Annotated in this window: 14 protein-coding genes; 5 read left to right on the plus strand and 9 right to left on the minus strand. The window is 44.0% G+C overall.

Annotated elements, in window-relative coordinates; translation table 11 throughout:
- Window positions 1-133 precede the first annotated feature (133 nt).
- The 4 genes from M301_RS01980 to M301_RS01995 all read left to right on the plus strand — a co-directional run bounded on the left by M301_RS01980 (window position 134) and on the right by M301_RS01995 (window position 6102).
- Window positions 134-2620 carry an EAL domain-containing protein gene (locus M301_RS01980; RefSeq protein WP_013147084.1) on the plus strand — a complete coding sequence of 829 codons (2487 nt, stop codon included), beginning with the start codon at window positions 134-136 and terminating at the stop codon, window positions 2618-2620.
- A gap of 84 nt (window positions 2621-2704) precedes the next feature.
- A complete protein-coding gene (gene ilvD / locus M301_RS01985; protein ID WP_013147085.1) occupies window positions 2705-4555 on the plus strand; it encodes a dihydroxy-acid dehydratase in 1851 nt (616 codons plus the stop codon).
- A 67-nt stretch (window positions 4556-4622) separates the two neighbouring features.
- Window positions 4623-5567, plus strand: a complete 945-nt coding sequence (locus tag M301_RS01990; RefSeq protein ID WP_013147086.1) for a D-hexose-6-phosphate mutarotase — start codon at window positions 4623-4625, stop codon at window positions 5565-5567.
- Window positions 5568-5784: 217 nt separating this feature from the next.
- On the plus strand, window positions 5785-6102 hold the full coding sequence (locus M301_RS01995; protein WP_013147087.1) for a c-type cytochrome: 318 nt from the start codon (window positions 5785-5787) through the stop codon (window positions 6100-6102).
- 108 nt (window positions 6103-6210) lie between these two features.
- Here M301_RS01995 and M301_RS02000 read toward each other — a convergent pair whose 3' ends face one another.
- The 7 genes from M301_RS02000 to dusB form a co-directional block, all read right to left on the minus strand.
- On the minus strand, window positions 6211-7608 hold the full coding sequence (locus M301_RS02000) for an amino acid permease (RefSeq protein ID WP_013147088.1): 1398 nt from the start codon (window positions 7606-7608) through the stop codon (window positions 6211-6213).
- A gap of 92 nt (window positions 7609-7700) precedes the next feature.
- A complete protein-coding gene (locus M301_RS02005; RefSeq protein ID WP_013147089.1) occupies window positions 7701-9020 on the minus strand; it encodes a M18 family aminopeptidase in 1320 nt (439 codons plus the stop codon).
- A 25-nt stretch (window positions 9021-9045) separates the two neighbouring features.
- A complete protein-coding gene (gene hemF / locus M301_RS02010; RefSeq protein ID WP_013147090.1) occupies window positions 9046-9981 on the minus strand; it encodes an oxygen-dependent coproporphyrinogen oxidase in 936 nt (311 codons plus the stop codon).
- A gap of 2 nt (window positions 9982-9983) precedes the next feature.
- Window positions 9984-11252, minus strand: a complete 1269-nt coding sequence (gene purD / locus M301_RS02015) for a phosphoribosylamine--glycine ligase (protein ID WP_013147091.1) — start codon at window positions 11250-11252, stop codon at window positions 9984-9986.
- Window positions 11253-11285: 33 nt separating this feature from the next.
- Window positions 11286-12893, minus strand: a complete 1608-nt coding sequence (gene purH / locus M301_RS02020; RefSeq protein ID WP_013147092.1) for a bifunctional phosphoribosylaminoimidazolecarboxamide formyltransferase/IMP cyclohydrolase — start codon at window positions 12891-12893, stop codon at window positions 11286-11288.
- A gap of 53 nt (window positions 12894-12946) precedes the next feature.
- Window positions 12947-13180 carry a helix-turn-helix domain-containing protein gene (locus tag M301_RS02025; protein ID WP_013147093.1) on the minus strand — a complete coding sequence of 78 codons (234 nt, stop codon included), beginning with the start codon at window positions 13178-13180 and terminating at the stop codon, window positions 12947-12949.
- Entirely contained in the window at window positions 13180-14220 is a 1041-nt protein-coding gene (gene dusB, locus M301_RS02030; RefSeq protein WP_013147094.1) for a tRNA dihydrouridine synthase DusB, read from the minus strand. The genes M301_RS02025 and dusB overlap by 1 nt, the downstream gene beginning before the upstream one ends.
- A 110-nt stretch (window positions 14221-14330) precedes the next feature.
- Between dusB and M301_RS02035 the strand changes: the two genes are divergently transcribed.
- The gene (locus M301_RS02035) at window positions 14331-15671 is read left to right on the plus strand and encodes an MFS transporter (protein ID WP_013147095.1); all 1341 of its coding nucleotides are present in this window, start codon (window positions 14331-14333) and stop codon (window positions 15669-15671) included.
- 48 nt (window positions 15672-15719) lie between these two features.
- Here M301_RS02035 and M301_RS02040 read toward each other — a convergent pair whose 3' ends face one another.
- Both M301_RS02040 and M301_RS02045 read right to left on the minus strand, forming a co-directional pair.
- Window positions 15720-15977 carry a YkgJ family cysteine cluster protein gene (locus tag M301_RS02040; RefSeq protein WP_013147096.1) on the minus strand — a complete coding sequence of 86 codons (258 nt, stop codon included), beginning with the start codon at window positions 15975-15977 and terminating at the stop codon, window positions 15720-15722.
- A complete protein-coding gene (locus M301_RS02045; protein WP_013147097.1) occupies window positions 15978-16718 on the minus strand; it encodes a competence/damage-inducible protein A in 741 nt (246 codons plus the stop codon).
- Window positions 16719-16778 lie beyond the last annotated feature (60 nt).

Below are 16778 nucleotides of genomic sequence, written 5' to 3' on the forward strand. Positions count from 1 at the left end.
TTTTAATTGGCATAGTCAAAGTCCATAAATTTGGCGTATAGTTCAAATATTATGAATATCAATAACAAACTATTTTAATTAGATGGTTGAATTGAACATGACTCATTAGATGCAATTTTTGTCTGGGATATTTATGTCAGAATCAAATGCTTACATCAACACATCAGAATTGATTAATCTTAATGTGGATAAAGGCTTAGCCGCTTATATAAGCCTATGTGAAAGCCTTTTTCTGCTCGCGCAAGACAACATTTGTATTATCGATAGCAATGGTAAACAAGCATACAAGAACCCCGCGCTACTGGCTTTAGATGTGGCATACGCTGATACCGATGCTGAAGCGGCATGGACTAGTGTGAGTCAAGAAGTGAATGCGCAAATGATACGTGCAATGCAGATGCGCGCCACTACGACTTTTGTCTTGGAGTGCGAAGGTCCAACCGCGCAATATAACGTCTATGATTTGTTGCATATAGCCCCAATTATTGATGAGCAAGATCAGGTCTTGGGCGTGCTTGCCATAGGTCGAGATCACGGCTTTTATAAGCAAATTGAAAATCAGGAAATCAGACGGCGTGAGTATTATTTACGCGCTTTATTAGATACCTTTCCATTTATGGTGTGGATGAAAGATAAAGAGAGTCGTTTTCTAGCCTGTAACGATGCTTTTGCTAAGGTGGCTAAGCAGCTTTCTGTGCATGATCTTGAAGGCAAAACGGACTACGATTATTTTTCAGCAGAAGCTGCTACTAGTTATGTAGAGGGTGATAAAGAAGTGATGCAAACGGGCGTTTGTAAAACACACGTAGAGCCTATTATAAAAAGTAATGGCGAGACACATTGGGCAGAAACCTTTAAGTCTTGTGTGGTTGTGAACGATGAGGTGATTGGCACAGTTGGTTTTGCCCGCGACATTACTAAAGAGCAATACCTGCAGGCACAGGTGGCTAAACGTCAGCAAGATTACATGACCTTGGTCAAGAACCTGCCAATTACAATTGTGCGATATGACCTAGATTGTAAGCGTGTTTTTGTGAGTGCACATTGTGATGAGCAATATGGGGTTTCAGACAAAGTTTACCTTTTTAAAACACCTGAAGAGGAGTGGAGTCCGTATATTCTTAATCTGTCTGCTAAGGAATTTACTCAACGATTACAAAAAGTGATGCAAACACAAAAGAAGCAGTCGTTCGAAATACACGCTAAGCATGGTGGAGCATTTTCTGTCAATCAGGTGAAGTTGATCCCAGAGTACGATGAGCATCACAATGTGACGGGTGCGCTGACCATAGCCACAGACATTACTGAGAATGCCGAGTATAGACAGACTATTGAGCATTTAGCATTTCATGATGTGCTGACTGATTTACCTAACCGCAGATTCTTTAATCAAGCATTAAACAAAGCCATTGAGCGAGCCGAGCAACATCAGGCCGCGTTTGCCGTACTTATTATGGATTTGGATCACTTTAAAACAATTAACGACACCATGGGGCATGCCGTGGGTGATAAGTTGTTGATAGGTGTGGCTGATCGCATTAAACAAAATGTGGATGACAGTTATTTCTTTGCGCGTATGGGTGGAGATGAGTTTGCCATACTGATTCATGGCTACGAAAGCACCGAAGCGCTCATTGCTAAATCTGCGAGTTTATTAGAGCAGGTTGTTCAGCCATATTATATTGCTGGGGCAGGTTATTTTGTCTCTGCCAGTATCGGCGTCGCCTGTTACCCTAAAGACAGTCGTGACGTCGATGATTTGATTAAATACGCTGATTCAGCCATGTACTCAGCCAAACAAAAGGGCAGGAACAATTGCCAGTTTTATTCGCCTACATTAACAGCGGACATGCGGTATCAATTAGAAATTGAAACCGCGTTGCGATACGCACTTTCAAATGACGAGTTGTATTTGGAGTTTCAGCCAATTATTGAGATGCAGACCAAGCGCGTGATTGGCGTAGAGGCCTTGTGTCGTTGGGTGAGTGCTGCCTTAGGCGAAGTTTCTCCAGCATCTTTTATTCAGGTAGCGGAAGAGTCTGGTCTCATTGTAGAGATTGGGCAGTGGATCATCAAGCAAGGTTTTATTGCGGCAAAAATCATTAACGAAGCCAGTACAGAACTGATTTCTATTTCTATTAATCTCTCATCTAGGCAATTTGTTGAGCTTAATTTTTTGCAGCGAATCAAGGCGCTGCTGGATGAAACAAAATGTGAGCCTTCTTGGATAAAATTTGAAATCACTGAGGGATTGCTCTTGCAGGATGCTTACGAAGTGCATCGGGTGCTAGATGCTTTTGATGAAATAGGGATTAGAATTTCTATTGATGATTTTGGTACAGGCTATTCAGCCTTGGCTTATTTGAACAAATTTCCAATTCATCAAGTCAAAGTAGATCGTTCTTTTATTAATGAAATTACGACTAATCGTAGCCATGCCTTATTAGTAAAGGCCATTGTCGCGATGGTGCAAAGTTTGGGTAAAGAGTTGGTTGCAGAAGGCGTTGAAACAGAAGCGCAAGCAAGCCTGCTACAAAGCTACGGCTGCCAATATGCTCAGGGATTTTTGTTTAGCAAGTCTGTGGGTTTAGATAATTTGATGTTGATGCTCAAAAAATAAACATATTTAATCCGCTCTAGTTTCGCCATCTGGTCTAAAATTACACTTTGTATATAGTACTCATTATTTTACGGATTTTTACCTATGCCAGTTTATCGTTCTCGAACCACTACTCACGGCCGCAATATGGCTGGTGCACGCGCTTTGTGGCGTGCTACTGGCATGAAAGATGGCGATTTTGATAAGCCTATCATTGCGGTTTGTAACTCATTCACACAGTTTGTTCCTGGTCACGTACACCTTAAAGATTTAGGTCAGTTAGTTGCACGTGAAATTGAGCGCGCAGGCGGCGTGGCAAAAGAGTTCAACACCATTGCCGTAGATGACGGTATTGCGATGGGTCATGGCGGTATGTTGTATAGCTTACCAAGTCGTGATTTGATTGCCGATTCAGTCGAGTATATGGTGAATGCACACTGTGCAGATGCGCTAGTGTGTATTTCAAACTGTGACAAAATCACGCCGGGCATGTTGATGGCGGCACTGCGTTTGAATATCCCAGTGGTATTTGTTTCAGGCGGCCCAATGGAGGCTGGTAAAGTGAACTGGCAAGGCGAAATCTTGAAGCTAGATTTGGTTGACGCTATGGTCGCAGCGGCTGATAGCAAAGTCAGCGATGAAAAGTCTGAAGCAATCGAGCGTTCAGCTTGCCCAACTTGTGGCTCATGTTCAGGCATGTTTACCGCAAACTCAATGAACTGTTTAACAGAGGCGCTTGGTTTAAGTCTACCAGGTAATGGTTCTGCACTTGCTACACATGGTGCACGTAAAGAATTGTTCTTAAAGGCGGGTCGTCTGATTGTTGAATTGGCAAAACGCCATTACGAGCAAGATGATTATTCAGTGTTGCCGCGTAGCATTGCTAATATCAAAGCGTTTGAAAACGCGATGAGTTTAGATGTGGCAATGGGTGGTTCAACCAATACCGTATTACATTTGTTAGCAGCTGCGCATGAAGCGGAAGTTGATTTCACCATGAGTGATATTGACCATATTTCACGTAAAGTGCCTTGTGTATGTAAAGTAGCGCCAGCCACACAAAAATACCATATGGAAGACGTACATCACGCAGGTGGCGTGATGGGCATTTTGGGTGAGCTAGACCGTGCCGGTGTGATTCATCGTGATACGCCAACCGTGCATAGTGCAACTTTAGGCGACGCTTTAGATAAGTGGGACATTAAAGTCACACAAGACGAAGATGTTAAAAAATTCTTCCGCGCTGCACCAGGCGGTATTTCTACCACGATTGCTTTTAGTCAAAGCATGCTTTTCCCAACTTTAGATGACGACCGCTCAGAAGGCTGTATTCGTGACAAAGAACATGCCTACTCACAAGATGGCGGCTTAGCAGTGTTGTACGGCAATATTGCTTTAGATGGCTGTATTGTTAAAACAGCTGGTGTGGATGACAGTATTCTTAAGTTCACAGGTCGTGCGCGTATTTTTGAAAGCCAGGACGCTACAGTTGAAGCAATTCTTGCCGATAAAATAGTAGCAGGTGATGTTGTGGTGATTCGCTATGAAGGTCCACGTGGTGGCCCGGGCATGCAAGAAATGCTGTACCCAACTTCATATTTGAAGTCTAAGGATTTAGGTAAGGTGTGTGCCTTACTTACCGATGGTCGCTTTTCAGGCGGCACGTCAGGTTTGAGTATTGGACATGCATCACCAGAAGCGGCTGAAGGCGGTGCAATTGGTTTGGTTGAAGAGGGTGATACGATTGAAATCGACATTCCAAATCGTACTATTCATTTAGCAGTTTCTGATGAAGAAATGTCGCATCGCCGTGCAAAAATGGTAGCTAAAGGTAAAGATGCATGGAAACCAGTTGGTCGCGTGCGTGCAGTTTCTCCTGCCTTACGTGCTTATGCGGCAATGAGTACCAGCGCTGCGCGTGGTGCCGTGCGTGATGTGAGCCAAATTGAGAAATAAACTAAAGTAGTCTATTTGTAAATTAAACCTATAAATTAACCTGTGTAATTAATGAGTAATTGATAAGATGAATACAGAGACATTAGAAGCTAGCCCATTAGATGCAAATACGCTTCAAACTAAGAAGCGTTTGAAGCTTCACGCGCATGTGATGCAAACGCAAGATGAAAGTGGCTTGCAATATCTTGAGGTGGATAATCCACTTTGTACAGCTAGAATCGCCCTGCAAGGTGCGCATGTCATGGCTTGGCAGCCTAAGTTTTTAGTGCAACCAGTATTATGGCTTTCTAGCAATGCACGGTATGTAAAAGGTCGTTCAATACGCGGTGGCGTACCTATCTGCTGGCCTTGGTTTGGTGCACATCCAACAGACAGTACTTTTTGTCCGCATGGCTTTGCACGCGTTATCCCTTGGCGTGTGATTGATGTCGATGCCACGCCAACGGGCGCTACGCGTATTATGTTGGAAATGGCCGATACGCCAGAAGCCAAACGTCAGCTTTCATATCCGTATACACTCGTTGCAACCATTACAGTTGGTCGACGTTTACGGGTTGATTTAGCCACGACTAATCAAGCAGACCATCCGTTTGTGATTAGTGAAGCATTCCATACTTATTTAAACATTAGCGATATTGCTAATGTGAAAATTACAGGTCTGCAAGATTGTGTGTATTCAGACAAAATGCTGAAATACGAACGTCATGTGGAGCATAATCCGCTTACATTTGATGGTGAATTTGATCGCGTATTTATCAACCACAGCTCAGATTGTACGGTGCATGATAAAGGCTACAATCGTTTGATTCATGTATCAAAATCAGGCAGTGATACCACAGTAGTGTGGAGTCCAGGCGCTGAAAAATCTGCACAAATGGCAGACATGGGTGCGCCAGATGAATGGCGTAAAATGGTTTGCGTAGAAACGACTAACGCGATGGATAATATGGTGGTGATTAATCCTGGAAGAACGCATGTGATTAGTGCCGAATACGCAGTCGAGACGCTATAACCAATAAACTTTTCAAATGGTGTCAACGCGTGGATACATAAGGGCGTTATATGTTCACAGAGCGTTGATAATGTTGTAAGTTTGATGAAAAATTTAATTTATTGAGTATTCTTTAAGTAATTGATAAAGCTCACTTGTTTAAATTAAAATTGTAGGTATCATAGCTCGTTGCAAAAAAATGCAAACTAATTATTAAGTGTAAATTCAAGGAGATAGCATGAAAGCTTTAATGTTAACAATCGCTTTGGCTGGTTCAATGTTAGTTGCTGGTCAAGCAAACGCAGAAGATGCTAAAGCATTAGCACAAAAAAGTGGCTGTTTAGCTTGCCACAGCGTAGATGCAAAAATTTTAGGCCCAGCGTATAAAGATGTTGCTGCAAAATACAAAGGTGATAAAGGCGCTGAAGCTAAGTTAGTAGCTAAAGTTAAAGCCGGTGGTAGTGGTGTTTGGGGTCCTATGCCTATGCCAGCAAACAGCCCACAAGTTAAAGACGAAGATATCAAAACAATCGTTCATTGGGTATTGTCACTATAATTTACAGAATTTTAGTTCAATGACTATTAGTTAATTAACTAAAGTAATAAATAAAAAGCCAGCTCAAAAAGCTGGCTTTTTTAATTTCTAGTTTTACTTAAATCGACATTATTTATTTAACTTGCTGTGATGTATAGAGTAAATAAAGTAGATGACGATGCCTATCAAAATCCAAATACCAAACCTCATCCATGTCACGGCAGGCAAAAATGTCATTAGTGCGCCGCATGACAATATGCCAAGTACAGGAATTAAAGGATTCCATGGGTTTTTAAACGGTCTTTTAAGATTAGGCTGGCGTTTGCGTAGCACTATAACGCCTACACATACCATGATAAAACTGGCTAGCGTACCAATATTCACGGTTTCTGCTAGTTCGCCAAGTGGAATAAACCCAGCTACGATAGAAACGATAGCGCCACACATGAGAATAATTTTTGTCGGTGTTTGGCGGTCTGGATTCACTTCTGAGAAAACTGGTGATATCAAACCATCACGGCTCATGGCGAAAAGAATACGGGTCAGGCCGTATAGTAAAACTAACAGCACCGTAATGAGCCCCGCCAATACGCCTGTTGCAACGAGTGTAGATGCCCAGGTATAGCCAATCTTGGTAAGTGCGAAGGCGACTGGTGAAGATACATTCAGTTCGGTGTAAGGCACAATGCCTGTAAGTAAGGCTGAAACAACGATGTAAATGATAGTGCAGAAAGTGAGTGAAACAATTAAGCCTATTGGCAAGTCTCGTTGTGGGTTTTTGGCTTCCTCCGCAGCTGTCGATACGGCATCAAAACCAAAGTAGGCAAAAAACACCAATGAAGCACCAGCTAAAACGCCAATATTTTTACCATTTTCTAGAGTACTAAACCAGCCGTAAGGCATAAACGGATGCCAATTACTGGTATTGAGATGCATAGAAGCTAATGTGATGAAAATTGCGATAGTTGAAAGTTTGATGATCACGATGATGTTGTTGAAGCGAGCGCTCTCTTTAACGCCTACCATCAACAAAATAGTCAAAATCCAAATAATGGCAAATGCAGGTAGATTAATTAAACCGCCTAATACGGGTGCCTTGGTAAGCGCTTCGGGTAAGTAAATGTTAAAGTTGGCTAAGGTACTGACGAAATATCCAGCCCAACCATTAGCAACTGCAGCTGAACCTACCCCATATTCGAGTAATAAAATCCAACCCATTACCCACGCAATAAATTCGCCAAATGCTACATAGCTATAGCCATAAGCGCTGCCAGACCCTCCAATCGAGGAAGCAAGCTCTGCATAAGAAAGTGCAGCAAAAGCAGATGCAACGCCAGCGATGATAAATGACAGGATAACGGCAGGCCCGGATTGTGTAGCTGCTGCGATACCCGTCAGCACGAATATCCCGGTGCCAATTGCGCATCCTATGCCCAACAGTGCTAAATCAAAGGCAGTGAGACATTTTTTTAGGCCACTGTTTGAGTGAACTACAATCGCCTTTGTGCGAAGAAGCTTTTTGCGCATACGTTATCCCCATTATTGTTTTGTGAAACTCTAGGGATAATACTAACAAATATTTTCGTGAAAGCTAATTAAAATTACTGAGGGTGGGGAATTTAGCTTTTAAAGAGCTCTTTTAATACAGCAATCATATAACTATGGTCTAGCACGCCAGCACTTTCTCGTATGCTGTGCATTGCCCACATTGGGTTGCCAACATCTACACTCGCTACCCCAAGTTGCGCAGCTAGTATTGGGCCAATCGTACTACCGCAGCCTAAATCAGTACGGTGCGCATATTGTTGATAAGGTACTTCTGCACTTTTGCAAAGCTGGATAAAGCGTGCAGCAGTATCTGCATTGGTACTGTAGCGCTGATTTGCGTTAGTTTTAATCACGGGACCTTGGTTTACAAGTGCGTGGTGGCAGGGTTCGTAACTGCTTGCGTGATTGGGATGATAGGCGTGCGCCATATCTGCGCTAACAAAAAAGCTATTGGCTAGTGCGCGCAAACGGTCTTCTGCGCTGGTGCTGGTTGAGGCGCAAATGCGCGTAATCACATCACTCATAAAGCTTCCGCTGGCGCCTGTTGCGCTTTCACTGCCTACTTCTTCATGGTCGAACAGAGCGCAAATAATGGTACTATCGGGAGTCTTATTACCTAATAAAGCGCTAATCGCGGCATGGCAAGAGGCTAAATTATCTAGCTGACTATTGGCGATAAACTCTTCATTCAAGCCCCAAAAGCTGCCTTTTTGGGTGTCGTAAACGCTTAAATCCCAAGTGATAATGTCCGCAGCCTCTACGGCTAATTGTTTTGCAAGTGCGTTTGTGAGTTGTGTTTGTGCCTCAGCGGTGTCGGTAGCAAAACCAAAAATCAGCGGCAAACCAGTTTGTTTGTTGAGCACCAAGCCTTTGTCATTCACTTCGCGATTCATGTGAATGGCAAGGTTGGGCAAGCGCACAATGGAGCTTTTAAATTGAACATGGCGTGCTACGTATGAGCTGCCTTCACGCACCATCACGCGCCCAGCCAGGCTTAGGTCGCGATCGGTAAATGTCGCTAAAATAGGACCGCCATATACTTCAACACCAAGTTGAGCAATACCTTGACTGCTAAATGCTGCTTTAGGTTTTAAGCGCAGGCCGGGTGAATCGGTATGCGCGCCGACAATACGAAAACCAGTATCGGCTAACGCTTGGTTGCCAATGACAAATGCAATAATAGAAGCGCCATCACGTACCACATAATAGCGACCATTTTTTTTAAACTGCCATGGTTGATTTTCTATGAGCGGCTTAAAGCCATTTTCTTTTAATAGTTTCGCAACGCTATCCACCGCGTGCCAAGGACTAGGACTGGCGTCAATAAAATTGAGTAAATCTTGCGCCTGAGATTTAACTTCGGCTTTAATTTCTGTAGAAATTCTTGTCATGGGTCATCACATAGGTGCTTATAAGTTAAGTGATTGAAAGCCAATCTTTATCGATTAAAAAATCTGTATACAACTTAGCTTCTGCGCTACCAGCTTCTGGTTTCCAGTCATAACGCCATTTAACGATTGGGGGCATAGACAGTAGTATAGACTCAGTACGACCATTAGATTGAAGTCCAAAAATCGTGCCACGGTCGTAGATTAGATTAAATTCGACGTAACGGCCGCGACGATAAGCTTGGAAATCACGCTCTCGCTCGCCATAAGGTGTATCTTTGCGGCGTTGCACGATAGGCAAGTAAGCTTGCAGGAATGAATCCGCGACTGCGCGGTGGAAATCGAAACTACGTTCAAAACCTAATTCGCTAAAATCATCATAAAAAATACCACCAATTCCACGCGGTTCTTTGCGGTGTTTTAAATAGAAGTATTCGTCACATTCTTTTTTGAATCTTGGGTAAAAGTTTGTATCAAAGGCATCTAATGCGGTTTTGTTGGTGCGATGAAAGTGCTCAGCATCTTCTTCAAAACCATAGTACGGCGTTAAATCCATGCCGCCACCAAACCACCAAATGTCCTGCTCATTGTCATTTTGGGCTTTGGCAATAAAAAAGCGCACATTCATGTGCACGGTTGGGATGTATGGATTACGCGGATGAAACACCAAAGACACGCCCATCGCCTCCCACGGACGACCAGCCGCTTCAGGATGAGCAACACTAGCTGCTGGCGGCAACTTTGTACCTAATACATGAGAAAAACCTACGCCAGCACGTTCAAACACATTGCCCTCTTCAAGCAAGCAAGAGTTACCACCACCGCCCTCAGGGCGTTGCCAGCTATCTTGCAGGAAGGTTTTACCGTCTACCAACTCGATGGCTTCTATAATTTTTGTCTGCAATTTCTGCAGGTAATTGTAGATGTCGCTAGTGTCGATATGACTAGTGTTGGCTGTGTTCATCATTAGCCTTTAATCGCGCGATAGCCAATATCTTTGCGATATTGTGCGCCATTAAATTTAATTTCGTCGATGATTTTATAGGCTTGCTGATGTGCGAATTTAACCGTTTCACCTAACGCAGTAACACATAGCACGCGACCACCGCTAGTTAATGTCTTGCCATCTTTAAGTGTGGTGCCAGCATGAAACACATGCGCATCTACTAAATTTGTTGGTAAGCCAGTGATTTCATCACCTAATCTTGGTGTGTCTGGATAGTTTGCAGAGGCCATGACAACGCCAAGCGCCGTGCGTCTATCCCACTCAGTTTCTGCTTGATCTAGTGTGCCATTCACCGCATGTTCTGCGAGTGCTACAAAGTCACTTTTCAGACGCAACATAATCGGCTGAGTTTCTGGGTCACCCATGCGGCAGTTGAACTCTAAAGTTTTAACGCCACCATCTGGCGAAATCATTAGTCCTGCGTACAAAAAGCCTGTGTAAGGAATGCCGTCTTTCGCCATACCTTCAACGGTTGGGCGTATGATTTCTCTCATTACTTTTGCATGAATTTCAGGAGTCACTACTGGTGCAGGTGAATAGGCGCCCATGCCACCGGTATTTGGGCCTTGGTCGCCATCTTGCAGTCGCTTGTGGTCTTGGCTGGTAGCGAGCGCTAAGATGTTTTTGCCATCTACCATCACAATAAAGCTGGCTTCTTCACCCGTTAAAAACTCTTCAATCACCACGCGTGCGCCAGCACTGCCTAGCTTGTTATCAGAAAGCATCGCATCGATGGCTGCATGTGCTTCATCATCTGACATCGCAACTACAACGCCTTTACCAGCGGCCAAGCCATCGGCTTTGATTACAATCGGCGCGCCTTGTGCGGTGACATAGTCGTGCGCGAGTTTAGCATCGGTAAACGTGGCGTAAGCTGCAGTGGGAATGTTGTGGCGCACCATGAATGCTTTGGCGAAATCTTTTGAGCTTTCTAATTGTGCTGCGGCTTTGGTCGGACCAAAAATTTTCAGTCCATTGGCACGAAATACATCGACAACCCCTTGTGATAACGGTGCTTCTGGGCCTACAACTGTCAGTTGGATTTGTTCTTTTTGGGCAAACTCTAGTAAGTCTTGTACGCTAGAAATAGGTACGTTGATCATGTCAGGGTTAAGTGCGGTGCCGGCGTTACCAGGTGCAACATAGACGCGGCTAACTTCTTTATTCTGCGCAATTTTCCAAGCAAGCGCATGCTCGCGACCACCACTGCCAATGACCATTACTTTCATATTGTTAGCTTTACCTTAAATGTTTATTTGCTATTAGTGTCTGAAATGACGAATGCCTGTCACTACCATTACTAAGCCGTGTTCATCGGCTGCGGCAATCACTTCTTCATCACGCATACTGCCACCTGGATGAATCACGCAGCTTGCACCAGCTTCCGCCAGCGCATCAATACCATCGCGGAACGGGAAGAATGCATCAGAAGCGACCACTGAATTTTGCAAGCTTAAACCTGCATTTTGCGCTTTGATAATCGCTATCTTCGTACTGTCGATGCGGCTCATTTGACCTGCGCCAACGCCTAAAGTCATTTCGTTACCGCAGAAAACAATCGCGTTTGATTTTACATATTTCGCCACGCGCCAAGCAAATAACATATCGGCCATTTGTTGCGGTGTTGCTTGTTTTTTGCTGATGATTTTTAAATCAGATTGGCTTATTTCGTGATTGTCAGCTGTTTGGATAAGGATGCCAGAACCCACACGTTTGCTTTCATGTGAGTTGCGACCTTGTTCCCAAGCAGTTGCGCCGCCAGTAGGCAATGCAATTTTAAGTACACGAACGTTAGCTTTTGCAGCAAAAATTGCCAATGCTTCTGCCGTGTAATCAGGTGCAATCAGTACTTCAACAAACTGTTTGCTGACGACTTCTGCAGCAGCTTTATCCACGGTTGTATTGAAAGCGATGATGCCGCCAAAAGCACTGCTTGGATCTGTTTGGAATGCTTTTGAATATGCATCTAAAGCTGTTGCACCAAGCGCAACGCCACATGGGTTAGCGTGTTTTACGATAACGCAAGCGGTAGTGTCAAAGCTTTTTACGGCTTCCCAAGCGGCATCGCCATCTGCAATATTGTTAAAGCTTAATTCTTTACCTTGCAATTGTTGCGCAGTCACCAATGAGCCAGGCGCTGGGTATAAATCGCGGTAAAAAGCCGCTTGTTGATGCGGGTTTTCGCCGTAGCGCAAGTCTTGTACTTTGACAAAGTTCGTGTTGCTTTGTGCAGGAAATTGGTGAGTGACAGGTTGATTGTTCGCCATGCTGGCGGCGTAATCAATCGCAGATAAATAGTTGCTAATCGCTGCATCGTACTGCGACACGCGATTAAATGCTGCAACTGACAGCGCAAAAGTTGTCGCTTCTGCTAGCGCGCCACCAGTACTTTTCAGTTCACTCACGACATTTGCATATTGGCTTGCATCAGTTAACACTGCAACATCTTTCCAGTTTTTAGCAGCAGAGCGCACCATAGCTGGACCGCCGATGTCGATATTTTCAATCGCATCTTCAAGTGTGCAGTTTGGCTTTGCAACAGTGGCTTCAAACGGGTAAAGATTGACTACCACCATATCGATATTCGGAATGTTGGCTTCTTTCATCGCGGCTACATGTTCAGGTAAGTCGCGGCGACCTAAAATACCGCCATGTACTTTAGGGTGTAGCGTTTTTACACGGCCATCTAACATTTCAGTAAAACCAGTGTAATCACTGACTTCAATCACAGGAATTTGATTATCGCGGAATAGTTTTGCAGTGCCGCCAGTCGATAAGATTTCTACGTTTAATTTAGTTAAAGCCTGCGCTAATTCTAAAATACCTGATTTGTCTGAAACGCTGATAAGCGCACGTTTAATAGTTGCCATTTGAAAGCTCTAGAGAAGAAAGTGATTATTTGGAGTTGGGTGTTTTGTACTGTTTATTCGATTTTGTATTGCTGCATTTTTTTACGTAGGGTATTGCGATTTAACCCTAGTATTTCTGCCGTCTTACTTTGGTTGCCGCCGGAGTATTGCAATGTGTATTCAAGTAATGGCTTTTCAACACATGCCAATACCATGTCATATAAGGCGTGCGGAGGCTCACCATCAAGGTCTTTAAAATATTGGTCCAAGGATAATGTGACGCTGTTAGCGAGTTCGCACGGATTCATTATGCCACCTTAAGAACTAGATTATTGGAGTTAGTGTCGTCTGTAGAGTCGTCGTATTGCAAACGGTGATCGCGACTTTGCAGATGATCAAAGAACTCATCAATCGCGGCAAGCTGCAAATCTATAGTTTGCAGTGTGTTCATGTTATGGCGGAAGTTCGCTGAGTCTTTTAAACCCTTGGTGTACCAAGAAATATGCTTGCGCGCCATGCGCATGCCCGTCAGTTCGCCATAAAAATCATATAAATCGTGTAGATGCGCCAACATCACGGTGCGAATTTCAGTCACTTCAGGTGGCGGTAAATGTTCACCAGTTTTGATGAAGTGCTCAATTTCGCGGAATATCCAAGGTCTGCCTTGTGCTGCGCGACCTATCATCACGGCGTCTGCACCTGTGTAATCCAGCACGAATTTGGCTTTTTCTGGGGTGGTAATATCGCCGTTGGCAATGAGTGGGATTTTGATGGCCTGTTTCACGGCTGCAATCGTGTCATATTCAGCATCGCCAGTGTACAAGCAGGCGCGCGTACGGCCATGCATAGCCAAGGCTTGAACGCCTAAATCTTCCGCTATTCTGGCGATTTGCACGGCATTGCGGTTGTTTTTATCCCAGCCCGTACGAATTTTCAAGGTCACTGGTACGTCAACGGCATTGACGACTGCTCTTAAAATTTGAGCAACCAGTGGCTCATCTTTAAGTAAGGCGGAACCGGCCATCACATTACAGATTTTTTTGGCAGGGCAGCCCATATTAATGTCGATAATCTGTGCGCCATTATCTACGTTATGTCGCGCTGCCTCAGCCATCATTTGTGGGTCAGCACCAGCAATTTGTACTGAAATCGGGTCAACTTCGCCTTCGTGATTGGCTCGGCGTAACGTTTTTTCGCTACCGTAAAGCAGTGAGTTAGATGTCACCATTTCACTCACAGCCAACCCCGCGCCCATTTTTTTACATAGCTGGCGGAAAGGCCTGTCCGTCACACCTGCCATAGGGGCGACGATCAGGTTATTCTTTAAAATGTGTGAGCCGATTTGCATTTATATTTAGTTTTTTAGCAATTTTGAATTATTTAGAGCGAACTGCCTATTTTATACGCAAATGAGGTCTCAGAAAACTTAAATTTTTCGAATGATGCTAAGTTTGTATAATGCTGATGCATATACGCAACAAGCCACACAATAAGCCATTTGAAAGCCACACTTTGAACAATCAAAACTTGCCTGTCAGAAGTCCATCAACTACGCATATTGCCTTTGCCAGCTTTATTGGCACAGCGATTGAGTTTTATGATTTTTATATTTACGCTATGGCGTCAGCATTGGTGATTGGGCAAGTGTTTTTTCCTGCAAGCGACCCTGCTGTGCAGGCTTTGAGCGCTTTTTTAACATTCGGAATCGCCTTTATTGCAAGACCGTTAGGTGCGATTGTTTTTGGCCACTTTGGTGACCGCATCGGACGCAAAGCGACTTTAGCAGCCTCATTATTGTTGATGGGGATTTCTACTTTGTTGATTGGTTGTTTGCCTGGCTATGAAACTTTAGGTACTTGGGCTGCCGTGTTGCTGTGTCTATTAAGATTTGGGCAAGGTTTAGGCTTGGGTGGTGAATGGGGCGGTGCGGCACTCCTAGCCACGGAGAACGCTCCAGCAGATAAGCGTGGCTGGTTTGGCATGTTTCCACAACTAGGTCCATCGATAGGTTTTTTGCTGGCTACCTTAAGTTTTCTGGCTTTAACACTATATTTATCTGAAGATGAATTTAAAGCATGGGGTTGGCGTATTCCGTTTTTCGCAAGTGCTTTGTTAGTTTTGCTTGGGTTGTATGTGCGTTTTAGATTGGCTGAAACACCCGCTTTTGCTAAGGCTCTACAACAACACCAAACACTCAAAACACCTATCAAATCTTTATTGAGCGAGCATTGGCGTCCTGTATTACTAGGCGCGTTGGCGATGACCGTTTGCTACAACTTGTTTTATACCGCCACCGTGTTTTGCCTAAGCTTTGGCACTAAAGCGCTCAACATTCCGCGTGCTGATTTTCTACAAATGTTGTGTATTGCTGTGCTATTCATGGCAGTGATTACGCCAGTTTCAGCAAACTTGAGTGATAAATTCGGGCGTAAGCCAGTATTGTTGGTAAGCTGTTTTTTAGCGGTATTAGCAGGATTTACACTTAGCCCGTTAATGGCGAGTGGTTCAAGTTTTTTGATTACCTTATTTTTAGCCATCGCCTTACTCTTAATGGGGGCAACGTTTGCACCGATGGGCGCTTTTTTGCCAGAGCAGTTTCCCGTAGCTGTGCGTTATACAGGCGCGGGTTTGTCTTACAATTTAGGTGGAATTTTAGGGGCTTCTACTGCGCCTTTTATCTCGCAGTTGTTGGTAGATAAAGGTGGTTTAGCTTGGGTTGGTTATTATGTTTCAACGATGGCTTTAGTGAGTTTTGTTGCAGTGATGTTGATGAAGGAAACGGTTGATGTTAAAAATTAAGGATGCTGGAATTTAGGCAAATTAACTTCAACAATGCTTAATGGGTAACTAATTTGGTTTAGTGAGCACTTCCAAATTAGTCAGCCAAATCATAGCTTGCTCACGGTCATTCCCACACATTTCTAAACTTGGCTGCAAACTTGCACAAAACGCAGGGCGTTCAGGCTTGCCAAAAATCATACAGCGGTTTTTAATATCTAACTGCACGCATCGCATGCCAGCAGGTTTGCCTTGAGGCATACCTGGAATTGGACTGTTAATCGATGGCGCAGTGCAACATGCGCCACAGTCTGCTCTGCATTCCATTTATATATTTGCCCAAGGGTAGCCCAGCGCAGTGACGCCAGATTTTAGAGCGTCCATTGCAAGCTTTACTTGCTCGGACTCACCTTTCATCCCTAGCTCCGTGGTTCTGCGTTGGTTGCTTTTGGGCAAGCTAAATAGCTTCAACATAGGGTATTGCGACAGCATGTGGTTCATTAAATCAATTAAATCACTCTCGCCAGCTTCGCTCACTAAAATTGAATCTTCTACATAATTTTGCGTATGAAATAAATGCGAGTAATAGGTTTCTAATACCCATTCCACCATTGGGTGCGCCATTTCAGGAAAGCCCGGCACAAAATAATGTTGATGAATACTAAAGCCGGCAACGCGATTAATTGGGTTGGGAATTAAATCACAACCTTTTGGAAAGTCCGCCATCAGCACGCGCTTGGGATAGGCACTTTCACCATATTGCGCTTCAATTTCAGCTACTGCACCCACGTGACGTTCAATGGCTACACCTGCCGCATCTGCCGCACATTGCCGTGTAAAGTCATCAGGCGTTGCGCCTATGCCGCCAAAGCTAAACACAACATCACCTCTTGCCATACTGGCTTTGAGTGAACTGGTAATTTGTTCTGGAATATCGCCTAAGTAATTTGCCCAAGCAAGCTGCAATCCGCGTGCGGAAAACAGTTCGATGATTTTACTAAGATGGGCGTCTTTTCGTTTTCCAGAGAGGATTTCGTCGCCGATGATGTATATGCCGAAATTTTGCATTGAGTGATTTTTTCTTAAAAGTGCAATAAATCCATTTTAATAAAATGGACAAAATTACTG

The sequence above is a fragment of the Methylotenera versatilis 301 genome, assembly GCF_000093025.1.
Classification (GTDB): Bacteria; Pseudomonadota; Gammaproteobacteria; order Burkholderiales; family Methylophilaceae; genus Methylotenera; species Methylotenera versatilis.